The 23,243-nt window shown below is 43.8% G+C and carries 20 protein-coding genes, 1 pseudogene and 2 other annotated features; of the genes and pseudogenes, 9 read left to right on the forward strand and 12 right to left on the reverse strand.

The annotated features are described in order from the left end of the window. Window positions 1–4 precede the first annotated feature (4 nt). Genes trpD through trpE form a run of 3 tightly spaced genes read right to left on the reverse strand, consistent with a single transcriptional unit; the run spans window position 5 to window position 3,022 of the window. Entirely contained in the window at window positions 5–1,039 is a 1,035-nt protein-coding gene (gene trpD / locus IGK63_RS09605; RefSeq protein ID WP_016613403.1) for an anthranilate phosphoribosyltransferase, read from the reverse strand. Continuing rightward, window positions 1,039–1,635, reverse strand: a complete 597-nt coding sequence (locus tag IGK63_RS09610) for an aminodeoxychorismate/anthranilate synthase component II (protein ID WP_005235288.1) — start codon at window positions 1,633–1,635, stop codon at window positions 1,039–1,041. The genes trpD and IGK63_RS09610 overlap by 1 nt, the downstream gene beginning before the upstream one ends. Further along, entirely contained in the window at window positions 1,616–3,022 is a 1,407-nt protein-coding gene (gene trpE, locus IGK63_RS09615; protein WP_034872251.1) for an anthranilate synthase component I, read from the reverse strand. Before trpE ends, IGK63_RS09610 begins: the two co-directional genes overlap by 20 nt. A gap of 58 nt (window positions 3,023–3,080) precedes the next feature. Next, window positions 3,081–3,326: a binding site (T-box leader), on the reverse strand. Between the two features lie 66 nt (window positions 3,327–3,392). Further along, window positions 3,393–3,605: a binding site (T-box leader), on the reverse strand. Between the two features lie 812 nt (window positions 3,606–4,417). On the opposite strand from trpE, the gene IGK63_RS09620 reads away from it, so the two are divergent. Further along, a complete protein-coding gene (locus IGK63_RS09620) occupies window positions 4,418–5,869 on the forward strand; it encodes a helix-turn-helix domain-containing protein (RefSeq protein WP_016613406.1) in 1,452 nt (483 codons plus the stop codon). Window positions 5,870–5,885: 16 nt separating this feature from the next. Here IGK63_RS09620 and IGK63_RS09625 read toward each other — a convergent pair whose 3' ends face one another. Further along, window positions 5,886–8,450 carry an HAD-IC family P-type ATPase gene (locus IGK63_RS09625; protein WP_016613407.1) on the reverse strand — a complete coding sequence of 855 codons (2,565 nt, stop codon included), beginning with the start codon at window positions 8,448–8,450 and terminating at the stop codon, window positions 5,886–5,888. Between the two features lie 269 nt (window positions 8,451–8,719). On the opposite strand from IGK63_RS09625, the gene IGK63_RS09630 reads away from it, so the two are divergent. Continuing rightward, entirely contained in the window at window positions 8,720–9,058 is a 339-nt protein-coding gene (locus tag IGK63_RS09630; protein WP_016613408.1) for a RidA family protein, read from the forward strand. Between the two features lie 69 nt (window positions 9,059–9,127). Here the strand turns inward: IGK63_RS09630 and IGK63_RS09635 are convergent, their stop codons facing one another. Then, window positions 9,128–10,294 carry a glycerate kinase family protein gene (locus IGK63_RS09635; RefSeq protein ID WP_016613409.1) on the reverse strand — a complete coding sequence of 389 codons (1,167 nt, stop codon included), beginning with the start codon at window positions 10,292–10,294 and terminating at the stop codon, window positions 9,128–9,130. 167 nt (window positions 10,295–10,461) lie between these two features. On the opposite strand from IGK63_RS09635, the gene IGK63_RS09640 reads away from it, so the two are divergent. From IGK63_RS09640 to IGK63_RS09655, 4 genes are read left to right on the forward strand one after another with little or no spacing between them, the layout of a single operon-like run. Then, a complete protein-coding gene (locus IGK63_RS09640; protein ID WP_016613410.1) occupies window positions 10,462–11,652 on the forward strand; it encodes a helix-turn-helix domain-containing protein in 1,191 nt (396 codons plus the stop codon). Beyond that, window positions 11,645–11,872, forward strand: coding sequence for a PLD nuclease N-terminal domain-containing protein (locus tag IGK63_RS09645; RefSeq protein WP_005235274.1), 228 nt, complete (start codon window positions 11,645–11,647; stop codon window positions 11,870–11,872). The genes IGK63_RS09640 and IGK63_RS09645 overlap by 8 nt, the downstream gene beginning before the upstream one ends. Continuing rightward, window positions 11,869–12,780: an ABC transporter ATP-binding protein gene (locus tag IGK63_RS09650; RefSeq protein WP_008378547.1), complete on the forward strand. Its 912-nt coding sequence runs from the start codon at window positions 11,869–11,871 to the stop codon at window positions 12,778–12,780. The genes IGK63_RS09645 and IGK63_RS09650 overlap by 4 nt, the downstream gene beginning before the upstream one ends. Continuing rightward, window positions 12,777–13,541: an ABC transporter permease gene (locus IGK63_RS09655; protein ID WP_016613411.1), complete on the forward strand. Its 765-nt coding sequence runs from the start codon at window positions 12,777–12,779 to the stop codon at window positions 13,539–13,541. Before IGK63_RS09650 ends, IGK63_RS09655 begins: the two co-directional genes overlap by 4 nt. Before the next feature lie 52 nt (window positions 13,542–13,593). Here the strand turns inward: IGK63_RS09655 and IGK63_RS09660 are convergent, their stop codons facing one another. The 4 genes and pseudogenes from IGK63_RS09660 to IGK63_RS09675 form a co-directional block, all read right to left on the reverse strand. Further along, on the reverse strand, window positions 13,594–14,211 hold the full coding sequence (locus IGK63_RS09660; protein WP_008378566.1) for a YitT family protein: 618 nt from the start codon (window positions 14,209–14,211) through the stop codon (window positions 13,594–13,596). Window positions 14,212–14,379: 168 nt separating this feature from the next. Further along, window positions 14,380–14,940: an NAD(P)H-binding protein gene (locus tag IGK63_RS09665; protein ID WP_016613413.1), complete on the reverse strand. Its 561-nt coding sequence runs from the start codon at window positions 14,938–14,940 to the stop codon at window positions 14,380–14,382. 66 nt (window positions 14,941–15,006) lie between these two features. Then, window positions 15,007–15,410 (reverse strand): annotated as a pseudogene (locus IGK63_RS09670) (MerR family transcriptional regulator). Between the two features lie 75 nt (window positions 15,411–15,485). Next, window positions 15,486–16,466 (reverse strand): aldo/keto reductase, encoded by a 981-nt coding sequence (locus IGK63_RS09675; protein ID WP_005235260.1) that lies wholly within the window; start codon window positions 16,464–16,466, stop codon window positions 15,486–15,488. Between the two features lie 172 nt (window positions 16,467–16,638). On the opposite strand from IGK63_RS09675, the gene IGK63_RS09680 reads away from it, so the two are divergent. Continuing rightward, window positions 16,639–17,040, forward strand: coding sequence for an HIT family protein (locus IGK63_RS09680; RefSeq protein WP_254905026.1), 402 nt, complete (start codon window positions 16,639–16,641; stop codon window positions 17,038–17,040). Between the two features lie 67 nt (window positions 17,041–17,107). On the opposite strand, the gene IGK63_RS09685 is transcribed toward IGK63_RS09680, so the two are convergent. From IGK63_RS09685 to IGK63_RS09695, 3 genes are read right to left on the reverse strand one after another with little or no spacing between them, the layout of a single operon-like run. Continuing rightward, window positions 17,108–17,956: a PRD domain-containing protein gene (locus IGK63_RS09685; protein ID WP_429972485.1), complete on the reverse strand. Its 849-nt coding sequence runs from the start codon at window positions 17,954–17,956 to the stop codon at window positions 17,108–17,110. A gap of 20 nt (window positions 17,957–17,976) precedes the next feature. Next, on the reverse strand, window positions 17,977–19,440 hold the full coding sequence (locus IGK63_RS09690) for a glycoside hydrolase family 1 protein (protein ID WP_005235257.1): 1,464 nt from the start codon (window positions 19,438–19,440) through the stop codon (window positions 17,977–17,979). A gap of 46 nt (window positions 19,441–19,486) precedes the next feature. After that, a complete protein-coding gene (locus IGK63_RS09695; RefSeq protein WP_008378572.1) occupies window positions 19,487–21,319 on the reverse strand; it encodes a beta-glucoside-specific PTS transporter subunit IIABC in 1,833 nt (610 codons plus the stop codon). 336 nt (window positions 21,320–21,655) lie between these two features. On the opposite strand from IGK63_RS09695, the gene IGK63_RS09700 reads away from it, so the two are divergent. Beyond that, complete coding sequence (locus tag IGK63_RS09700) at window positions 21,656–22,546, forward strand: dihydrodipicolinate synthase family protein (RefSeq protein WP_034872252.1); 891 nt, start codon at window positions 21,656–21,658, stop codon at window positions 22,544–22,546. Between the two features lie 22 nt (window positions 22,547–22,568). Continuing rightward, entirely contained in the window at window positions 22,569–23,216 is a 648-nt protein-coding gene (locus IGK63_RS09705) for an HD domain-containing protein (RefSeq protein ID WP_016613415.1), read from the forward strand. The last annotated feature ends 27 nt before the right edge of the window (window positions 23,217–23,243 follow it).

Genomic DNA, 23,243 nt, shown 5'->3' on the forward strand with positions numbered 1-23,243 from the left:
GTAGTTAATGGCTATTTGACTGACGAATCAGCATCTGCAGTTTGTCGTAGGCCGCGCCCGAAGCGATACACGCTCGTGCCATCGCAAAGCCTTCCGCTAGGGTGGCGGCTTTGCCGTTGGTATAAAAGCCTAACCCTGCATTTAAGACCACTGTCTCTAGATAAACGGAAGGGTGATTTTTCAAAACTGCTGTTAAGATCGCGGCGTTTTGAGCCGCATCTCCGCCGACGATCGCCTCGATCGGTGCTGGCGTAAAGCCATACGCTTGCGGATCCAAAGAAAAATTCCTCACCTTTCCTTCGTGATAAAAACTGATCGCCGTTTCACCTGCCAAATTGGCTTCATCCATCCCATTACATCCATGGATCACCATTGCTCGTTGCCGACCAAGACTGCCTAACGCCTGAGCGGTGTCTACCAAGCTCTCGCCAGCGTAAGTACCGATCAGTTGCGTAGTCAACGGAACAGGATTGATCAAAGGGCCTAATAGATTAAAAATCGTTGGTGTCGCTAATTCTTGCCGTATTTTCATCACTGCTTTCATGCCCGGATGCAACGACGGGGCGAAGAGAAAAGCGATGCCGACTGTCGCTAATAGATCGGCGATTTTTTCTGGTGATGCTTGAATTGCCACCCCCAAGCATGCTAAGACATCGGCACTGCCTGAACGACTAGAGATACTGCGATTGCCGTGTTTTGCCATCGTGATTCCCCCAGCTGCTAAAACGAAGGCAGCCGTAGTAGAGATATTAAAACTATTGGCGTGGTCGCCACCAGTGCCGCAATTGTCCATGGTGTCTCCTCCTTCATAAGGAATGGTCACGGCATGCTCTAACATAATTTCTGCTAAAGCAGTCAATTCGGCAGCTGTGATGCCGTTGATCTTCATCGCAACTAATGCTGCCCCCAATTGACTTTCTGAAAACACCCCGCTTAAAATTCCTTGAGCAAAGTGACGCATTTCCTGATAACTTAAATGACGGCCATTAAATAATTGCTGAGTGATTTGTTGCGGCGGCTGCTTTTTTAGTGCTTGCATTAAAGATTCCTCCTTTTTTCATCTTGTGTTTTTTCTGTATTATCCGAGACGAGTTTAAGAAACTGTTCTATGAAAAATGCCCCCTCGTTTGTTCCCATTGATTCTGGATGGAATTGGAGTCCTACGATTGGTTTTTCGCGATGCTGAATCGCCATGATGATCCCTTCTGTTTCAGCCAACACCTCAAATTCCGCTGAAAGTGTCGCTGGCTCAATGACAAGCGAGTGATAGCGCATGACAGTCATGTCTCCTAGGTAGGTTTCGAATACGCCTTTTTTCTGATACGTAAGGGTCGATTGCTTGCCGTGCATAATAGCTGGTGCTTGGACCACTTTGGCACCAAACGCTTCACCAATGGCTTGATGACCTAAGCAGATGCCTAAAAGCGGCTTGCTATCATGGTATGTTTTGATCAAAGAAATCATGAATCCTGCCTCTTCGGGACGGCCTGGTCCCGGGGAAAAAATGATGCCATCTGCTTCTTTAGCAACAATAAAAAGCTCTGGATCGTCATTTCGCAAGACGATCGTATCCGCTGGACATTGCTGGACTAAGTTATACGTAAAGGAATCATAATTATCGACGAGTAAAATCATTGGCTGACACCTCCAATAGTGCTTTGGCTTTGTGTAATGTTTCTTGGTATTCAGATGAAGGATCAGAATCATAAACGATCCCCGCCCCTGCTTGGACATAAGCGATCTCGTCTTTCAATACCAATGTCCGAATCCCGATGGCAAAATCCGCTTGATCATTTCGTGAAAAATAACCAACTGCACCAGCATAGACCCCTCTTCGAACAGCTTCCCACTGATAGATGCGAGTCATGGCACGAATCTTTGGTGCCCCGCTGACCGTGCCTGCTGGCAGGGTTGCTTTCAAGGCATCCATTGCCGTCACACCTGCTCTGCGCTTGGCAGCCACTACCGAAACGATATGCATGACATAGCGGTATTTCTCGATCACCATGTATAAAGGAACATGAACCGTCCCATGTTCAGCGATCCGCCCTAAATCATTGCGCCCAAGATCGATCAGCATCTGATGCTCTGCACGTTCTTTTTCATCTGCCAATAGTTCATTTGCCAAAGCTTCGTCTTCTGCTTTGGTTGCACCTCGTTTGCGGGTACCAGCGATCGGATTCGTGGTTATTTCGTCGCCTTGAACGCGAATCAGGCTTTCAGGTGAGCTACCAATCACTTTAAATCCGTGATCGAAATCAAGATAATAGAGATACGCGGAAGGATTTGTCACTCGTAGTTTGCGGTAATAGTCAAAGGGCTCTTGTTTAAATGACGCTTTCAGACGTTGCGAAGGAACGACTTGGAACATGTCTCCCGCCGTAATTCGGGCTTTCGCCTCTTGAACGATCGCTTCAAAGGCTTGCTGTGTGACATTGCTAGTAAAATGCAGTTTTTCGTTTGACAATACACGGGTCTCAGCGGCGACTGGTGTCCTTAACTGCTGCTTCACTGCTTGCATTACCTGCTCCATCTCGACGGTTCCTCTTTGGCTATAGCAATTTTCAAGAATGATCGTTAAAGTTTCCGTCTGATGGTCAAAAACGAGAAAAGTTTCGAAAAGCCAAAAGGCCATATCAGGCACTTGCAATTCATCTGCGGGCAGTTGTCCGATGTCTTCATAGCAAGCGGCGATATCATAGCCCGCATACCCGATAGCCCCACTTTGCAGCGGTAGATTCGGTAAAGCGCTAATTTCCTTTTTGACTACATACCCTTCCATTTCTTTTAAAGGGTCCTGACACGGGTACTTGTTGACCGTTTTTTTCAAAAGATCCTCCACTTGAAAAACACCATCCTTAAAGGTCATTTTCTGAACGGGATCAAAGGTAAGGATCGAATAGCGTCCGGTATCTTCTTCTCTGGGAATACTTTCCAATAAACATTTATGCGCCCCTTGAATCCGTAAAAAAACTGAGACAGGTGTCAAACAATCGCTGTTGATTCGTTCCATTCGATACATAAGCTGCTCCTTTCTTTGTAAACAAAAAGCCCTCAAGCAAACGCCATAAAAACGTCTGCTTGAGGGCGAATGATCGCGGTACCACCTCAATTGAAGTTGCCCAAATAAACAACTTCTTCTCTATCAACCGTCTAACAACGGTCTTCCTCTATAACGGGAGTTCCCGCATTTTCCTACTGCCAAAAAAGGGTTCAAAAAATGATCGGCTAAGGCCATTTCCTTGATTTCTTGGTGCCGAACTCTCATCACCGCCGACTTTCTGTAACCAAAAAAGACTCAAGTACTTCTCTTAGTTTGATTTTACGTTTATTTTTTTATTGGTTGAAGGGCAAGAAAAACAAAAAAGCCCTCAGGCAAACAAACTTGTCTGCCTGAGGGCGATTACTCACGGTGCCACCTCAATTGGTTCTCTAGATCGTCTATCAACGATCGTTCTCTGTAACGGGAGTTCCCGGAAAAAGCCTACTGATTTCAGCCTTTCGACACAAAAGTCCATTTCTGAAGCGTCAATCTGCTGATTTGCACCACCATCAGCTCTCTGCAAGACGAACGTCCTCATACTTCTCTTTTGTCTAGTCTTAATGAGTTATTGGTAGCTATATTACGCGGCTTTTGTTGATCTGTCAACAGGAAAAAGCGAATTTTATTTTTTTGACTCCTTTTGACAAAACAAGAAAACATCCTGCAACGGTTTGTCTTAACCAAAATGACGACACATTCTTTAGGCCAAAAATGCCCTTCACTTCTTTCAGATTACTTAATTATAGTTGCTGATCCATTTAAATAATATTTGTTTTTTTATAACCCTTACGTGAAGATCAAGCTACGAAATATTCGCTATCTTTTACCAAAAAATCGACATTTACCCAAAATTTTCATGACATCATGAAAAAACAGAATTGTTATTCAAAATATTATTCTATATGATTGAACCGGATATAAGAAAGGGTGATTAAATGCACATAGACAAATTATATTTCTCCACCTTTATTTATAAAATGAGCTGCTTAGAATTTACTTACTCTCTCATTCAATCCAATGAGAAAAATGCCGATTTATCAGAGGAAGAACAAGCAGAAATTGAATGGATCATCGACTCTGCTCTCCATCGAAAACTCTACGCCTCTCGCAAAAAGAGTCTTTTTTCCTCAAAAATAAAATTATCGAAAGAAAGTTATTCTTTGTATTTGCGAATGAAGAAATACGAACATATGATAGACCTCTAACCGTTAAAACACATAAAAAACCTCATTCCTTTAGACAGTTACTCAGAAGGATACCCATTCCATCTTTTTTAATAGAAAAACATCATTCGGTGAATTGGAAATAGCAAAACTTGCCTTTTTCGTATAAAATCAAAAAGAACACGAAAGACTCAGAAAGGAAGTTTTTGTCATGGATGGGATGATGAAAAAAATCATTACCGAGAAGGATTTATTACGTCAGATCCTTCTCTTGGAACAACTGGCGAATCACAAAATGATCACTGCCAAGCAACTAGCAAAATTGATCGATACGACGGAACGAACGGTTTTTTCTGATATAACCTATATTCGTCAACAATTACCCGAAGGTTGGCAGATTGAAGCCGCCAGTAATGGCTTTGCTTTGACCCATGATGGGCCATTGTTGATGAGTCAGCTATGGGAAACGTTTTTCCCTCAATCAATCGGTGTTTCTTTAATGAAAGCATTGCTTTTTTCCAGCGAACTTAGCACGCAAGAAATTCTTGGCCAAGCGGGAACTTCCTATGAAACTTTGCGGCGGCATATTACAAAATTAAATAAAAGTTTGACGGATTTTTCCTTACGGATTCGCATCACAAATCGCGTGATCCGCTTTGAAGGAAGTGAGATCAATATTCGGGTCTTTTTCCATCGACTTTTACTGCCTTATACCCATAACAATTACTTTTTTGAGGAATATACAATTCATGAGTCCCACTATCAACATTTTTTACAGCGTCTGGGCAAAGATAAACTCCAAATCGACGTAGAACAAATCTTCGGTACTTGCTGGTTTTTTATCAATACAATCCGTATCAAGGCCAATTGCCGCATGGATTCCTTCGAATTTAATGGGGATGATCCCCTTTACGGTCTTTTCCAACAGCCATTAAGTCATCTCTACCAAAAAGAAGGCGTATATTTAGAATGCAGCGAACACTTCTTTAGCTTCTACTGTTTTTTAGAAAGCTGGAACTACAATAACGATTGGTCCCAAACAATTCAAGCGACTCTTGAAACGTATCAAACCATTCACGTTAAAACGACCCATTTTGTCGAACAACTAGCCCGCTCGTTGCAGCTACCTCTCGCTAGTGGGACGCAGCTGATTGAGAATCTGTTGCTGCTCTTGATCAAAACGCAAGAGTCTGCCAAACTCTCAGAATGGTTTGGGTTAGAATTTCACGAGATCCAGCGCTTGAATCAGCCCTACTCGCTACCGATAGAAGCAACGATCCATGACTTTTTAGAAGAACAGACAAACAGTCAAAGGGAAACGAGTTTTCCTTTATGGTCAACCACCACCTTGTTGATCCAACAGGCTATTTTACAAATCAACCCTATCCGGGCAAAGGGATACTTTATCTTTCAAGGGGAGCCAGCATGGAAAGCTTACCTTATGCAAGAATTGAATGACTTTCTCGGAGCACGTATTCTACTATCGGCGATCGAACCAGGTCAACTAGAAGGGCTATCGGCAACCGACGTTGATTTTGTTTTGTCAAACTTCCCATTAGATGATGCCCCTGTCCCAGTCTTTTATTTATCGATGGTACCGACCAAAAATGAGCTCAATCAAGTGACTGAGCTCATTCAAACCTATTATTTAAGTTATCACTAGAATCATCAAGCTGCCTTTATTGTTTCACTGGGGCAGCTTTTTGACGTCCTTGCAGCTTGTTTGTAATAAATTTCTCACCTTCGACGACTGTGAAAAGAAGTGCCCCGTTGGCTGCAATACTCAACTGCTGCATCAGCGTCAAAGAACCAATCCCTAAAAGCTGGTGTCCGATAGGTGTTAGGAAAATCGCTGCCTGCAATACAATCAGTAGTGCCAGGGAGACTAAGAGTGCTTTATTGGCAAAGAGTTGGCGATTCAACGCCGGCTTTACCAGCTCACGACAGTTCAGTAAGTAGACTGCTTGAGCAAAGACGATACTTTGCAGTAGCATGCTTTGTTGAAGGACCGTTCCTTCAAACTGAATCGCTAAGACGTAGGAAGGAATCATGATTAACAGCGAGACATAGAAGATGCGGAACAGACTGTACCAAGATAAGATACCTTCTTTGATTGGCCGTGGTGGTCGATTCATGACATCCGCACTTGCCTTCTCAAAACCGAGTGCGTAAGAAAGCGTGATGGTTGTCACCATATTTACCCATAAAATTTGTACAGGTGTCAGTGGCAGTGGTCGGTTCAACAAGAGTGCCGCAATAACGATCAATCCTTGTGCAACAGCCGTTGGTAAGAAGAAGTTGATGGTTTTCTTCAAATTATCGTAGATCCGTCGACCCACTCGGACGGCATTGGCGATCGTATGAAAATTATCGTCTGCCAAAACCATATCGGCTGCTTGCTTGGTTACTTCACTGCCTTTGATCCCCATAGCGATCCCAATGTCGGCTTTTTTCAGCGCTGGTGCATCGTTTACACCATCGCCGGTCATTCCGACAATCTCTTCATTCGCCTGCAAAGCACTAACGATCCGTAATTTATGCTCTGGGGTCGTTCGAGCAAAGATATCTGTCTTTTGGACTGCTTGCTGCAACTCCTCCTCAGACAGCAGATCGATTTCCAGCCCTTCCAACACGTGATTCGTGTGCTTCAATCCAATTTGCTTGCCGATAGCTTGAGCGGTCTTGCCATGATCTCCTGTGATCATTTTGACTTGGATGCCCGCTTGCAAGCACTCTTTTACTGCTTTGATGGCACTGTCTTTCGGAGGATCAATGATGCCAGCGATCCCAACAAAGGTTAAATTGATGAGTGCTTCGTGGGACAAGGACTCCTGTGCCGACAGCGTCAGATGCGCAAAGCCGATCAGCCGCTGCCCTTTCGCTGCTAATTTTGCACTTTCATCTAACCACCATTGCTTTTGATCTGAAGTCAGTTGGCTTTTCTCAAGCAACACTTCGGGCGCACCTTTGACAAACACTACCGAGTCATTCGGCTCTTCTTGATTTTGATGGCGTGTTGCCATGTACTTGTAAGAGGAACTAAAAGGAATTTTATCGACTGTTTTACGCAATGGTTGCTGCGCTGATTCTGCGTATTGTAACAAGGCTTTTTCGGTTGGATTTCCAACGAGTTCAGCTGCCTTTTGTCCTTCGTCTTGCTTCAAATCTTGACAATTTGCCATGATATCAAGCACCGTTGCTTTATCCACGTTTGACTCAACTAAGACATCGACGACCGTCATTTCATTTTTGGTCAAGGTTCCTGTTTTGTCTGAACAAATCACCGTCATGGCACCTAGTGTCTCCACTGATGGCATCGTTTTGATGATTGCTTGCTCCTCAGACATTTCCTTGACACCCATCGATAAAATCATGGTCAGCACGGCTGGCAAGCCCTCAGGAATCATTGCTACAACTAATGCGATACCTGATGAGAACAAGAGATCAAGATCAAAGCCGTAGCGGAAGGTAGTAAAGAAGATCAAGAAAATCACTAATCCGATAATGCCTTTAAAGATTTGGTGATTCAATTGCTTCATTTTTTTGATCAACGGGGTTTCTTGCGCTTTCACAGACTGAATTGCTTGATTGATCTGGCCGATTTGTGTATCGTCTCCTGTTTCAACGACGATCCCGCTGGCAGTTCCGCTTTCTACATGGGTACCAGAAAACGCCATGTTCCGCTGGTCACCAATCGTACTTTCTTGAGTAATAGGTTCGGTCATTTTTTGAACTGGCTCAGATTCGCCGGTTAAGATAGACTCTTCAATCACAAGATCATGGGTTTCGATCAAGCGCATATCTGCTGGTACGACATCTCCTGGTCCTAAAACGACTAAATCTCCGTTTACTAAGGAAGAAACAGCAATTTTCTTCTTGCGGCCATGAACATAAATTGTTGCTTCTTGCCCCATGAATTGCTTCAACCCATCCAGTGACTCTTGGGCTTTACGCTCTTGCCAGTAGCCGACTAATCCATTGATGACGACGACCGCCATAATAATGCCGCTTTCGATATAATCACCCGAAACCCCTTTTAAGACGGCTGCGACGATTAAGACCAACATCAGTAAGTCTGTAAAATGCTTGCCGACTTTCTTCCATGTAGGGATCTGCGCAGCCTCAGTAATTTTATTTTCACCTTGCTTTGCTAAACGCTGGTTGCGTTCTTCGGAGGAAAGGCCCTGCCGTGTTGTTTGCAACGTATGTAATAGTTCTTCTGTTGTGTTTTTGTACCAATTCATATTTTTTTCCTCCTTGTTTATTTATTTGATCTGAACATAGTATAAGACATTAAAACCATAAAATTCTGGCGATAATTTCAGTGGAGCCTGAAAAAAATGAGTGTTTTTATTAAAGGGGAAGGGCGGCTTCGTCCCGTGGTTTCACAAAACCAACAGAAAACGTTTGTTGATTGTTTTTGCAGGTGTAATCAAGTAAACTAAGACACACCCAATCAATTGCTATCTGTCCCCATCATCCAAAGGTAAGATAGAAGAAAGGAGCCAAATTAATGGCAATCTATACCGATACAAAAATCGCGCAAGGACCTTTTCTTTTCATTTCTGGTCAAACGCCGTCACAAGACGGAGCCACACCTGAGGACCCGCAAGAGCAAACAGCCATCGTTTTGAAGAAAATCGAAGAGCATTTATCAGCCAATCAACTGTCTTGGTCATCAGTGGTCAAAATGACCGTCTTTTTAACGGATGCTGCTTACTTAGCTGCTGTCCGTACGGCATTCACAACCATTTTGGCAGAAAACAAACCGGCCATGAGTCTCGTCATCGTTGCCGGCTTGGTTGCCCCTGAATTTAAAGTGGAGATTGAAGCACAAGCCACCTTGGCTTAAAAAGGCGCAACACCAAAAAACTTCGTACTGGCGATTGCCTTCCCTACGAAGTTTTTTGGTGTTTGCTTCTTATTTGGTTGGAAAATCAGTGCCTTCTGAAGGAACTGATCCGGTCTTTTTTTGCCACTGCTCCACTAAGCCGGCGATGGCTTGAGCAGTCTGTTGAGCATTAATCAAGGTTCGCTTTTTTTCCATCGCTTCTGCCAAGGAAACTGGTCCTTGTTGGATACTGAAGACTGTTGGAAGCAATTGCGACAGTTCGCCGAGACGTTCGGTTCGGGAGCCACAGATTGCAACAATTGGGAGTTGGCGTTTTTGAGCGAGCAAAGCGACACCATAGGGTACTTTCCCCCTAGCTGTTTGGCCATCGATACGACCTTCACCGGTGATCAATAAGTCTGCTCCTTTGATTTTTTCCTCAAATCCAATCAAGGAAGCAATCGTCGAAAATCCCGGAACCAACTGACCACCTGCCAAATAAACCCCACCACCAAGGCCCCCAGCTGCACCAGAACCAGGGACTTCCAAATCGATCCCCGTGGTCCGCTTGATGTGTTCAGCCAAACGCTTTGCTTGTTGATCCAACTGCTGGATCGTTTCTTTGGTTGCCCCTTTCTGTGAACCAAAAACTGACGCAAATCCTTGTTCACCTGAATAAGGATTTGTTACATCGGCTAAAGCAAACAGGTCAATTTGTGCAAGCAGAGGGTTCAACTGGCTGAGCTCCAGAGATTCTGCCTGCAGCAAAGGATTGTTTTCCATTCGCTCGTTTCTTTGAATGGTTGCTCCTAACGCAAGTAAAAAGCCTACGCCCCCATCAGAAGTGCCGCTACCGCCAAGGGTCAGGTAAATTTTTTTCACTCCTTGTCTGCAAGCTGCTAAGACCATTTGGCCTAAACCAAAAGAAGAGCTATTGCGGGTGGTCTCGTCACTAGGTTCCACGAGTTGCAATCCGATCACTTCCGCAGATTCAATCAAAGCGATTTTTTCTTCATTGATTTTTGTGACCAACATACGGGCTTGCAACTTACCACCTAATGGGTCGGTCACTGGAACCGTTTCGTAATTGCCTCCAAACGCAGCAAAGACTGCTGCCATTGAGCCTTCTCCCCCATCAGCGATGGGAATACTACATTTTTCCCACTGGTCTGAAAACCCGCTTAAGACCGCTTGATTTAATTCTGCGGAAGTGGCGCTTCCTTTGAAGGAATCAATCGCTGCTACAATTTTCATCATTCTGCCTCTCCTTCTAGATCATCTCTTTGCCAGAGATGGGGGCACCTACGTTAATAATCAACCTATGGTTAATCAAATCAACCAAAAGTTAACTAGTAATCCATTGTAAGTTATCCCTTCTCCTCTTATGATAGAAGTATATCAAACAAACCTATCGGAGGTGTACTATGGACTTACCAATTGGCGAGGAAATCGCCCGGAGAAGAAAACACAGAGGCGTTACGCAGCAAGAATTAGCAGCATTTATGAACGTGTCAAAAGCATCCGTTTCAAAATGGGAAACGGGACAGACGTATCCAGATATCACTTCACTGCCCTTATTAGCGGCGTATTTTGATTGCAGCGTCGATGAATTGTTGATTTTAGATTCGCAGCTATCACCTAAAGAGATCCAGCGAATCTATCAATTATTAAAAGACGCCTTCCAAACAAAAACACCAACGGAAGTTCTCGCTCTTGCTCAAAGTTTTACCAAACGGTATTACTCTTGTTATCCATTCTTATTACAAATGGGGTCCTTTTACTTGAATCATTGGGATCTGTTGCCGGATGTCCCCGTAGAAGGCGTCCCGAAAGGGCAAACTTACGAAGACGCTTTGATGGAAGCAAAGAAAAATACCTATTTGAAGGAAGCAGAAACCCTGTACCAACGGATCATGGACCAAGGAGACAGTGAGCTGGCACAACAAGCGAAACAGATCGATGCTTATTGTCTTCTGATGAGAAACAAGCCAGAAGAAGTCTTGGCGATCCTTGGCACGAAAACTCTCTCTTTTTTACCTAGCGAACCGTTGATTGCCGCAGCATTTCAGCAAAAAAATCAGTTGCAACAAGCTGAGATCGTTACGCAAAGTGCGATTTACCAGTACTTAATTATTTTTATGAGTTTGCTAACGAATTATTTAGCAATGCTCACACAAGACGAGGAGCAACTGGAAAAAACCTATGCACGTGGACTGGCACTCAGCGAGAGCTTCCAACTGGCCGAATTGCATCCCCTCTCTTTACTGAATTTTCTAGCCGCTGGGATGGTTTCGTTTGCTGCTTTAGGAAAAGAAAGCTTATTGTTACAAGCATTAACGCTGTATGTCAAAATATTAGAAGCTACTCCAGAGGAAATCGTTTTGAAAGGAGATGATTATTTCAACAGCATCGATGAGTGGATCAGTGAATTAGAATTAGGGAGTCAGATCCCGCGTAACTCAGGTAGTGTCAAAAAACAATTTCTTGCAATAGCACAGCTGACACCCTTGTTTGAACCGTATCAAGAAAAACCCCCATTTAAAGAGTTGTTTCAGCGCTTGAGCAATCTGGCTGAACAAGTATCTAATTCGCAAAGGAGTGACTCACATGAATAGTTTTTCACTAAACGTACCAGAAAATATATCTGATTATTTGCCCATACTGATCCCTCTGATTCTTTTGCAATTGATCTTGATCGTTTTGGCAGTTCGAGATATTTTAAAACAAGAACAATTTAAGTTTGGCTCTCGTATTCTTTGGCTCTTCATCGCCTGTTTTGTTAGCCTGATCGGTCCTATCCTTTATTTTGCTTTTGGAAAAGGGGATCAACAATGAAGATGATCGAGATCAATCACTTATCCAAACGTTTTGGGCACAAACAAGTGCTACAAGACCTATCCTTTTCGGTCCCCAAAGGGAGTGTCGTGGGATTTGTAGGGGAAAACGGCGCCGGCAAAACAACCACCATGAAAGCGATTTTAGGGTTACTCCCTATTGATGAAGGCGAAATCACTGTCTGTGGCGAACCAGTACAATTTGGCTCAACCAAGACCAATCGCTGGATCGGCTATTTGCCAGATGTGCCGCAGTTTTACTCTTTTATGACAGCTGTAGAATATTTGACTTTCTGCGGAAAAATTCAGCCAAATAAAGAATCTTTTCAGCCTCAGCGAGTGATGGAAGTCTTAGAGTTGGTAGGCCTGGAAGCTTCGAAACAAAAAATCGCTGGCTTTTCTCGCGGCATGAAGCAACGTCTAGGGTTAGCCCAAGCTCTGATCAACCGCCCCGCCATCTTGATTTGTGATGAACCAACATCCGCACTAGACCCTCTAGGACGCAAAGCATTTCTTGATGTATTGGAAAAAATCAAAGAAGAAACGACAGTGCTTTTTTCCTCTCATATTCTCGCAGATGTCGAACAGCTGTCAGATTATATTGCGATTTTGCACAAAGGTCAGATCCGTGCGTTCGAAACGATGGATTCCTTAAAAAACCGTTATCGAAAAACCGTCTTTGGGATTGTCTTTACCGACGAAGGTGACCATTTAAAATTTGCCAAAGTGTTAGCAATCCACGGCATATCGGCAAAAAGAAAGAACAATCAATTACTGATCGATGAACAAACTGGAACCAATATCGGTTCACAGCTGCTACAATTGCTGAACGAACAACACATTGTCCCAGAATCCTTTCAAAGAATCGAACCATCGTTAGAGTCGATTTATTTGGAGGTGATCAAATGAATGCGTTTCTTGTTTTCTTAAAAAAAGAGTTTCTCGGCGGTCTTCGCAGCAAAAAACTACTGATTTGCTTGATCCTGTTTGCCCTGATTGGTATGCTTTCTCCCTTTACTGCCAAAATCATGCCAGAACTGATGGCCAGTATGATGCCGGAATCGATTGAAATCACGATTGCTGATCCGACATCGATCGATTCGTGGCTTCAGTTTTACAGCAACATCGGCACGATTGGTCTGCTAGTATTTGTGATTCTTTTTACCGATACGCTCTCAGCCGAAATAAATCAGGGTACCTTTATTCAGCTGATCACCAGAGGCTTACCAAAAACCACGATCGTCATAGCAAAAGCTTGCTATTTAATGATTCTTTGGTCTTTAAGTTACCTCCTAAGTGCCAGTGTCAGTGCTTTTTATACGATGATTTATTTCGATGATTCCAGCGCTGCTCAAGTCCCTAGCGCTTTGGTCAGCTATTGGCTTTTCGGTTTACTAGCAATCAGCATCCTGCTGCTAGGTTCCAGCTTTGCTAAAAGTATCTATCAAGGTTTGTTGTTTATTGGCGTCTGTTATCTGATGGGCATGTTAGGCAACCTATGGAGTCAAGTAACAAACTGGAATCCATATTCCCTTTCCAGCCAATTTCCTAACTACTTAACCGACCAAATCAAACTAGGGGAACTGCTGCCAGCACTGTTGTTAACTTGCTTTTTGATCATCGCTTGTTTGACTGGTTCCATAGCTGTTCTAAGAAAAAGAAAATATTAAAAAACATCGGTGCAGATTTTTTGCACCGATGTTTTGCTTCTGAAATGTTACTCTATTTTGCTGTTCCTTGGACTTTCACAGATTTCTTGGCCTGCATTTTTTGTTCGATTCTCATGAAGAGCCGCATGAAGAAGGCAATCAAGTAGATTGAAAAGGCAGAAATAAGTGCTTCTTGCCAAGAAAAGATCAGAAGGTTCAATAAGATGATGATCAAATTGGTCAAGAAAACCCCACTAGATCTGCGAATGCCATAGTATTTTTCCAAAATTAGTGGCGGAATCGTCACACCGCCATTAGACGCACCAATTTTGTAGAGCGAAAAGATGCCGAAGCTAAAGAAGAAACTACCTAAAATCAATGAGATGGAATAAAAGCGCAGCAGCATAATTTCTGGTAAAAGTGCTAGAAGAACGGGAAATGCCAAACTACCGATAACCGTATTGACAAAGACCTCTCGTTTCAAAAGTAAAAACGCAAGGGCCAGCATCAATAAATTTATACCCCAGACAACGATATGGCGATTGATCGACCAGCCAGTTTCGATGAGGTAGCCAATCGACCCGACGCCGGCAGAAGCAATGCTGTGAGGTAAAAGGAAGAAGTTTAATGCGATGCAGATCCATAGCACCCCAAGCAATAAAGCAAGATTTTTTTTGATAAGTGTTTCCATCAACGTTCTCCTTTCGATCTGGCAACTATTTTTATGTATAAAAGCTTCTGTCTATTCTATCAAAAAAATCGTAAAAGAAAGAACCAATTTTTTCATGAAAACATGAAAAAATTGATTCTGACCTTCAAGAAAGTATTCTGCTATTTTTTCATTCCTTTAAGATTGCTGTTAAGCTGCACAGCAATCACAAGCGGAAAGGATTTCTTCTACAACAGATTCCCGCCATGCTCTTCTATTCGCCATACGTTTCTTCTCTGACGGCAAATGAACAAAGTAAACCGACAATTCTGATCCTTTAATCAATTGATAGGACATCAAGCGATTTTTTTGCTGCAAAATCAGCTGATGCTTTTTCGGGGAAAGGGAAAGATCAGTTGCGGACACCAATTGCTTTAATGCCTCTGAATGACAAAGGTTTCTTTCTGGTGCGACACTGATCAATTGGCTGACCTCTGCTAATTTCATCGCCTCGATCACCCGCAGCGTTGCCCGCGGATCATGGATATCCGTCAAAAAAACCGACTGGCAACCTTGCAATGCCCGAACGAGTCGTCCTAAATCGAGAAAGTCACCATCAATGATCGTCTCACGCGCAGCATCAATCTGTTGCAAACGCTCCGTTGCCTGGCGGGCATAGAGTACTAGGGAGAAATTGGTTCTTTCTAAAAGTGTTTGTCGTGTCAGCTGCCCAATCGTTCCAGCAGCACCTAAAATCGCAAGTCGTTTCATAAGCTTCCTTTCTATTGGATTCCATTGAGCAGAACGTTTCAATTTCCATAGTAGCGAATTCAGTCATTAAGACTTAGTGACCAAATTGGCTTTTCGTTGACGTAACCGTTCTTCTGTCGGCAGAACATGCTCGTCGTAATGTTCTAGTTTGTATTCTAAACGTTCAACAGCTTCCGTCATATCTGAGATTTTCTCCCTGAGTACCGCAATTTGTTCTGCTAAGAGCTGCTTGCGCTCAGGAACCGTCCCTCGCCCTTCTTCAAATAAAGCCAGGTAATGACTCAACCCATCAATCGATAGTCCAGCATTACGCATTTGCCTAGTAAAGGTGATCCATTTTAAGTCGTCATCATCAAATCCCGAACACCGTTTTTATTGCGTTTGACCGGCGGAATCAGCCCAATTTTTTCATAGTAACGGATGGTATCAGCTGAGACACCGCTCAGTTCACTGACTTTTTTGATATTCATGGCTTCACTTCCTTGTTTTGCATTTTTTCCTAGATCGTTTTGTATGCTACGAGCCAGAAGCCCTTTTGTTACTCGTTATTCCGCTCCTACCACTGCATGAGGCAAGTAAGGCTCTTCCAAATAAGCAATCTCTTCGGCAGTCAGCTTTAGATCAAGGGCAGGTAAAGCATCCAATAAGTGGCTTTCTTTTGTTGCGCCAATAATTGGTGCGACCACTTGTTCTTTTTGCAATAACCAAGCCAAGGCGATTTGCGACCGTTTGCTTTGGTGATTGTCAGCGATCTTTGCGACTCGTGCCACGATCTCCCGGTCTTGTTCCATCGTTTTGTCGTACTTTTGATTGGCGGTTTTATCCGTTAAGTACCGTTTGGTCTCTGCACCCCAATCTCTTGTTAAACGTCCAGCAGCCAAAGGACTATATGGCGTCACGGCAATTTTTTGATCGGCACACAAGGGCATCATTTCTCGCTCTTCTTCTCGATAAAGCAAGTTTAAGTGATTTTGCATCGAAACAAATTTGGTCCAGCCATTTTTCTCTGCAACTGCTTGTGCTTTGGCAAATTGCCAAGCGTACATCGCGGATGCACCAATATAGCGCACTTTTCCAGAAACCACCAAATCATGTAAGGCCTTCATGGTTTCTTCAATTGGCGTGTGGTAATCCCAACGATGGATGATATACAAATCAATGTAGTCCATTTGTAGGCGTTTTAAGCTTTGTTCGACTTGATAAAAGATCGCTTTTCGAGACAGCCCTCCACTGTTTGGCCGTTGCTTCATTTTTGAATACAGTTTTGTGGCAACCACGATCTCATCCCGCGGAGCAAAATCATTCAATGCTCGACCGACGATTTCTTCGCTCGCTCCATAAGAATAGACATTTGCCGTATCAAAAAAGTTGATGCCTAGATCCAAGGCTTTTTTGATAACTTCGCGACTATCTGCTTCTTCTAACACCCACTCATGAAAGCCACTATTGGGATCGCCAAATCCCATTGTCCCTAAACATAATGGTGACACATCAAGTCCCGTATTGCCAAATTTTACATAGTTCATTTGCTCGTCCTCCTGTTTTTCAAGTTACACTAAGCATACAGGTTGAAGTGCACTCTAAGTCAAGCGAATCAGCAAACTTTTTTCATTTTACTCGCAAATGACTCATAATGACATGCTTTTTGTCGTGCGTTTCATTTCGAATCAGCTTTTGGTACACTAAAGATAAGTATCGATACGCTATCTAGCTGAGAAAAAGGAGCGGAAGATTTTGACTTGTATTTTTTGTACTGCCTCAAAACATGCGATCATTGAAAACGAACGCTTTTATGCGATCTTTGATAAGTTTCCCGTCACCCCTGGACACCTGCTATTGATCCCCAAAGAACATCGAAGGGATTATTTTGCCCTCACCCAAGAGGAATTACAAGACTTGCAGGCTTTGTTGCAGGAAGGCAAAGCCTATTTGTTGGAAACCTATCGACCAGACGGCTTCAACATCGGCTTCAATTGCGGGGAGGCTGCCGGACAGACGGTCTTTCATTGCCATTGTCATTTGATCCCACGCTACCAAGGCGACGTGGAGGAACCAAAAGGCGGCGTTCGAGGCGTGATTCCTGACAAGCAAGCCTACTAAATACAAACAAGCCGTTTCTTCCAGCAAAGGGAAACGGCTTGTTTGTGTTTGTTAAAAATGAGGACGCTTAGGAATTGATCGCTGAATGGTTCATCAACCGATTGATATGAACGCCTAGATAGACGATTTCATTGACAGGGATCTTCGTTTGATATTCTTTATCGATATAGGCTTTGACTTTTGTCGCGATCTCCATAGCATTTGGATAAAGAGCCCACATTTGACGGTATAGTCCTTCGTCTTCTTCTTGCAGCAGACCATCCAAAAAGAACCGGTCAACGAAGAAACGCACGTGGGTGATAAAGCGATTATAATGGATCGAATTGGTGTTGACGTCTTGCTGGATCGAGTAGCGTACCATATTGACGATCAACCCGATCAATTTGGCTTTTTTCAACCCATCTTGATTTTCCTCGGTGTTCGACTGGGCATTGATCAAATGAAACGCGATATTGGAGGCTTCTTCTTCCGCCAGATCAATTTGATACTTCTCTTTCAACAAGCGTAGTGCCTGTTCGGCGGCTCGAAATTCCTCCGTATAGTAATTCTTGATTTCCCAATAGAGTCGATTCGTCACACTCAAGCCTTTTTGCTGACGTTCCACAGCAAAGTGCAAGTGATCCGATAAGGTAAGGTAAATCGTTGAATTTAGCGGATAGGGCAGCATTTTTTGCGCCAGCTGAACGATTTCTTTGGTCATTTCAAAATAGTACAACGGAATCTCATCCACCAAATCGGCAAACTGACCCGATTTTTTTTCATCGATTGGCAGAAAAACTTGATCGATCTGGGTATCGGCTATGCTGTCGCCGACTTTCTTTCCATAGCCGATCCCCTTCCCAAGTGCAATCATTTCCTGGCCTTCCTTATCAACAAGTACGACACTTGAATTTAAGACTTTCTTGATGTAAATCATGCACTCTCGCTCCTCACTGTTTATTCTGCCAAACTTGCGCCATTGGTAGCGATCACTTCTTTGTACCAATCGAAGGAATCTTTTTTCAAACGGTCATAACTGCCGTTTCCTTCATCATCGGCATCCACATAAATGAAGCCGTAGCGTTTCGTCACTTGTGACGTCCCCGCACTGACCAGATCGATCGGTGCCCATGAAGTATAACCAATCAAATCGACTCCTTCATCGATGGCTTCCTTCATTTGTTTGAAGTGTGCCTTGAAATAATCGACCCGATACGGATCATGCACTTGACCGTCTTCAAGGACATCCACGGCACCCATACCATTTTCAACGATCATCAATGGCACTTGATACCGATCATACAATGAAAGCAAGGAGATTTTCAAGCCTTTAGGATCGATCTGCCAGCCCCATTCAGTTGACGGCAGCTTGGGATTTTTTACCCCTAAAACCGTATTGCCCGGTGTCCGTTCCGCATGTGGGTCGCCTGATTCAGCCATAGACATATAATAACTGAAAGAAAGAAAATCAACGGTGTGATCTTTTAAGATTTGGCGGTCTTCTGGTGCCATTTCAATCTTGATGCCCCGTTTTTCGAGATCTTTTTCAATCATTCGCGGATAAGCACCTTTGACTTGAACGTCCGCATAAAAATCATTTTCCAAGTTTTTCTTTAAAGTTAATTCAACATCCAATGGGTCACAAGTCAATGGATACGTCATCAACTTCGTGATCATACAGCCGACTTTGTTGTCGGGATTTATTTCATGGGCGATTTTTGTCACTAATGAGCTGGCCACAAATTGGTGATGGAGGGCTTGATATACGTCTTGCTCTTCCTTACCAGCTTCTGATTGCTCAGGAATGAGACCTGCTGTTGTAAAGGGATGACGATGGATACTGTCGATTTCGTTAAAGGTCAGCCAATACTCCACATACTCCCCAAATTCTTCAAAGCAGACGGTCGCAAAACGGACAAAGTCATCGATCACTTTACGTTCCACCCAGCCATTGTACTTCAAGCTAAGCGCTAACGGCATCTCATAGTGAGACAACGTTACGATCGGTTTGATTCCCAAACGCTGCATTTCTTGGAAGACATTGCGGTAAAAAGCGATCCCTTCTGGATTGGGTGTCGTTTCTTCCCCAGTTGGGAACAAGCGGGTCCATGCAATCGATAAACGCAATACTTTAAAACCTATCTCCGCGAATAAAGCCAAATCTTCTGGATAGCGATGATAGAAGTCGATCCCTCGGCGTTTTGGATAGATGGTATCCGTTGAATCCGCCATTGCTTCTTTGACGGCTTCAACAGTCACGCTCATATGTGCCGCAAAGTTTTTCACGTCGACATGAGGTTTGTAAGTAGCCACATCCGCTACCGACAAGCCTTTGCCGCCAAGATTCCATCCCCCTTCTACTTGATTTGCGGCGATAGCGCCACCCCATAAGAAGTCCTTTGGAAAAGTTGTTTCAGTCATTTTTTCAATCCCCTTTTACATTGTTTTTGTTGCATTGCTCATTGGTTTAGACGATCGGTGCAATCGATAAAACACCTTGCTCGTTGCGCTCATCGGTTGATTCGATCGGTTTGACCGTAAAGTTTTCTTGATTGGTGACCACACAGATCACGATTGGATCAAACCCAGCTGCTTTGATGGCATCTAGATCAAATTGAATCAGGGGTTGCCCTTGTTTCACTTGATCCCCCGCTTTCACGTAAGGGGTAAAGTGTTTGCCTTCTAATTGAACGGTATCCAAGCCGATATGAAAGAGCAATTCTGCGCCATTACGAGTTTTTAACCCGATCGCATGGTTGGTTTCAAACAACATCGTGATTTCGCCATCTTCTGGTGCGATCAATTCGCCAGACGTCGGGATGATCCCGAAACCTTCTCCGATCATACCGCTTGAAAAGACTTCATCGTTGACTTCAGATAGGGCTACCACTTGGCCTTCTACTGGTTTACTCAATACTTCGGCTTTCGGATCGGCAACTGTCGTCTTATTTTCCACTGTTTTGTCTTTGAATAAGAAAAGGACAAGGACGAAGGAAACAGTAAAGGATACCCCTAACGTGACTAATGCCCACACAAGATTCATCGGGTTGGCTTCATCGACGAACATAGTGATACTTGCTAGACCGGGACCAACTAATGCGAAGGCCTTGATGGCAAATAACCCAGCCACTGCACCACCAACTAGGCTGGAAGCCATCACGCCGTAAAGCACTCGTTTGTGCAGGATCGTCACCCCATACAAAGCAGGCTCGGTTATGCCAAAAAGGGCGGAGATGCCTGCAGAAACAGCGGTTGAACGAAGTTTTTGGTCTTTGGTCCGAACACTCACCGCAAAACAAGCACCGGCTTCTGCGATGTTATGTGCCAATGAGGCAGGTAAGTATAACAGCTCTGCCCCCATCTCACTCATGGACGAAACAGCATAAGGAATCATAGCTTTGTGCATACCGGTAACCACCATCAATGGTAAAACAGCGGCTAAGATCCCCGTTGCCACCCAACCTAAATGGGCATACAGCCAAATGATCGCTGCTGAGAAAATCGTTCCGACTTCAAAGCCTAATGGGCCTAAAATCAATAAAGCAACTGGAACCGTAATAACTAAGCTCATCATTGGAACAAAGAAGATACGGATCGGTTTTGGTGAGATTCGGGTAAACAGTTTTTCAATTTGAGCGTAAAATAAAACCGTTAAAATGGCTGGAAATACTTGTGACGCATAGGCGATATTTTGTAAACCGAAGCCCATGAAAGCTGCGCCATCTGTCAATAGTGTTGTTAGTTCAGGCAAAATCAAGGCACCGACAGCGGAAACCGCCACCAATTGGTTGACCTTTAATTTATTTGCCGTGGTGATCGCCACTAAAATCGGTAAGAAATACAATGGTGCGCCACCGATCAGATTCAAAATTTGATACGTTTGGCTGGTATTGTCCATCAATCCAGTGACAGAAGCAAGTAGCAGTAAGGATTTCAAGACGCCCCCACCAGCGACCGCTGGAATCAACGGTTGAAAAATCGAGATAATAAAATCAAGCAGGACCGCACCCCACGATTGTTTTTGTTTGCCTTCACTTCCTCCATCCGCTGTTAGCTCATGACCTAACACGTTCATAACCTCATCATACACTTCGACGACATCATTGCCGATGATGACTTGGCATTGGACATTTTGTCGCACCCCAATCACGCCATCGACTTTTTCCAAGGCATCTTTTTGTACGAGGCTATTGTCTTTTAAGGTAAAGCGCAAGCGTGTGGAGCAATGTTCCAAATGTGCGATATTTTCTTTTCCGCCAATCAACTCAACGATGGCAGTTGCCGTTTCTTTTACATTCATAATTTTCTTCTCCTTTAATTAGTTTTCCTTTGTTGGCCAAACAAAGAAAAAAGCAGACAACACCTACAAAAACATTGAACGGAATCCAACGATCCCTTCCATGTTTTTTATAGGTCCTGCCTGCATTACCAGTCACATGCCTGTTTTATTACTTGCATAATACCATGCTTTATTTGAAAACGCAACCACCGTTTTAAAAATATTTTGCTAAGCCTTTTGCTGAAACGAGAAGTTTGCTACACTTAGTGGATAATCAGTTATTTCGTCTTCCTTGGCTTGCACCAGAAGCAAGAAGAACATCGCTGGCTAAACGTATCACAAGAAAGGATGAATCGGATGACTTCATTGAATCACTCACTGCATGTTGCCGTCCCAACAGCATTTGATCATGCAGAAAGACTTGACACGAAAAGGACGATCGCTCATATCTTGCAACTACAAAAGCAAGGGATCAAATCGGTTTTGGTGTGCGGCTCCACCGGTGAACAGCACTCATTGACCTTAACAGAAAAAAAACAGCTTCTACATGCCTTAGCGCAAGAAACCAGCTGGGCAGCCGATTTCGAAGTCCTCTTCGGTTTAGCTGGCATCGTATTTCATGAAACGCTCGCGTTGGCAGAAGCAATCAGCAAAAATCCCCGAATCGATGGTGTGGTTTTAGGCTTTCCCCCTTATCTTTGCCTGACCCAAAAGGAAGCCGTCCTCTATGCTCAGGGATTGATCCATACTTGCGAAAAACCAGTTATTTTATACAACAATCCCCGCCGCACGGGCTTTGATTTATCTGCAGAAAGTCTCTTGACCTTGATCGCTGACCCTCGGGTGATCGGCTTAAAAGAAGCTGGCAGTAAGGAGCGAGTGCCTCAACTAAAAACAAAGACGGCTGCCGATTTTCGTTTTTATGCTGGTGGTGAATCGGACTTGGCGGAAAAGGTCGCACTAGGGTTTAACGGGCTGTCATCAATGGCAGGAAACCTTTGTCCCGAGGAGATCCAGGTGATTTGGCAAGGGTTACTCAAAGGTGCTGCAACGATTTCTACGTCGGATGAATGGCAGAAAATGGAACAAGCAGCTGCCGGCGATCCAACAGATACCATCAGTTACCTTCCGTGGCTCAAGCAGCAAATCACCATTGATGGACAGCCCTTTGGCTTTTGTCGTCAGCCGCTAGGTCTAGAAACGAGTGATCGGTTTGGCACTGGCTCAATTCCCCCTCATCTAGCATAAGAAAGGCAGGAGAACCAGACAAATGAAGATTGATCCACAACTAAAGCACTATATTGAAAGCTCCATCATCCCACAATACAACCAATTGGATAGCAGTCACTCCCCAGCGCACGTCCACCAAGTGATCCAAAATAGTTTTGAGATTGCTGAAACATTGCCTGTTGACCTGAATATCGTCTATACGGTAGCTGCCTACCATGATATCGGCTTGCTCTATGGCCGCAAAAACCACGAAAGCAATTCCCGCAAGATCGTTGAACAAGATGCTGTGTTGCCACGCTTTTTCTCTCCTCCAGTCATTTCAATGATCGGCGAAGCAGTAGAAGACCATCGTGCTTCGCTGCCCTATGAGCCTCGCTCGCTTTATGGCAAAATTATTTCCGAAGCCGATCGTGCCTTAGATTTTGAGCGAATCCTCAAGCGAACCTTGCTTTTTGCTTATGAGAAAAAGCAACTCACAGATCTAGAACAATTGCACCAAGAAGCGTATCAGTACATTTCAAAGAAATATGGTCCTCAAAGTGAGCTGAAGGTTTGGTTGGATTATCGCAAAAACCAAGACGGTTTGGCGATCAGTTATCAAAAATTAGCACAACCTGAAAGCTTCCGCCACACCTTTGAAAAAATCGTGCCGTTAGTTATCGCTACAAGCAAAGAAACTGACGATTGACACTTTGATCCAGCACCAGACTTTAAA

Source organism: Enterococcus sp. AZ040, from assembly GCF_050499185.1.
Classification (GTDB): domain Bacteria; phylum Bacillota; class Bacilli; order Lactobacillales; family Enterococcaceae; genus Enterococcus_D; species Enterococcus_D entomosocium.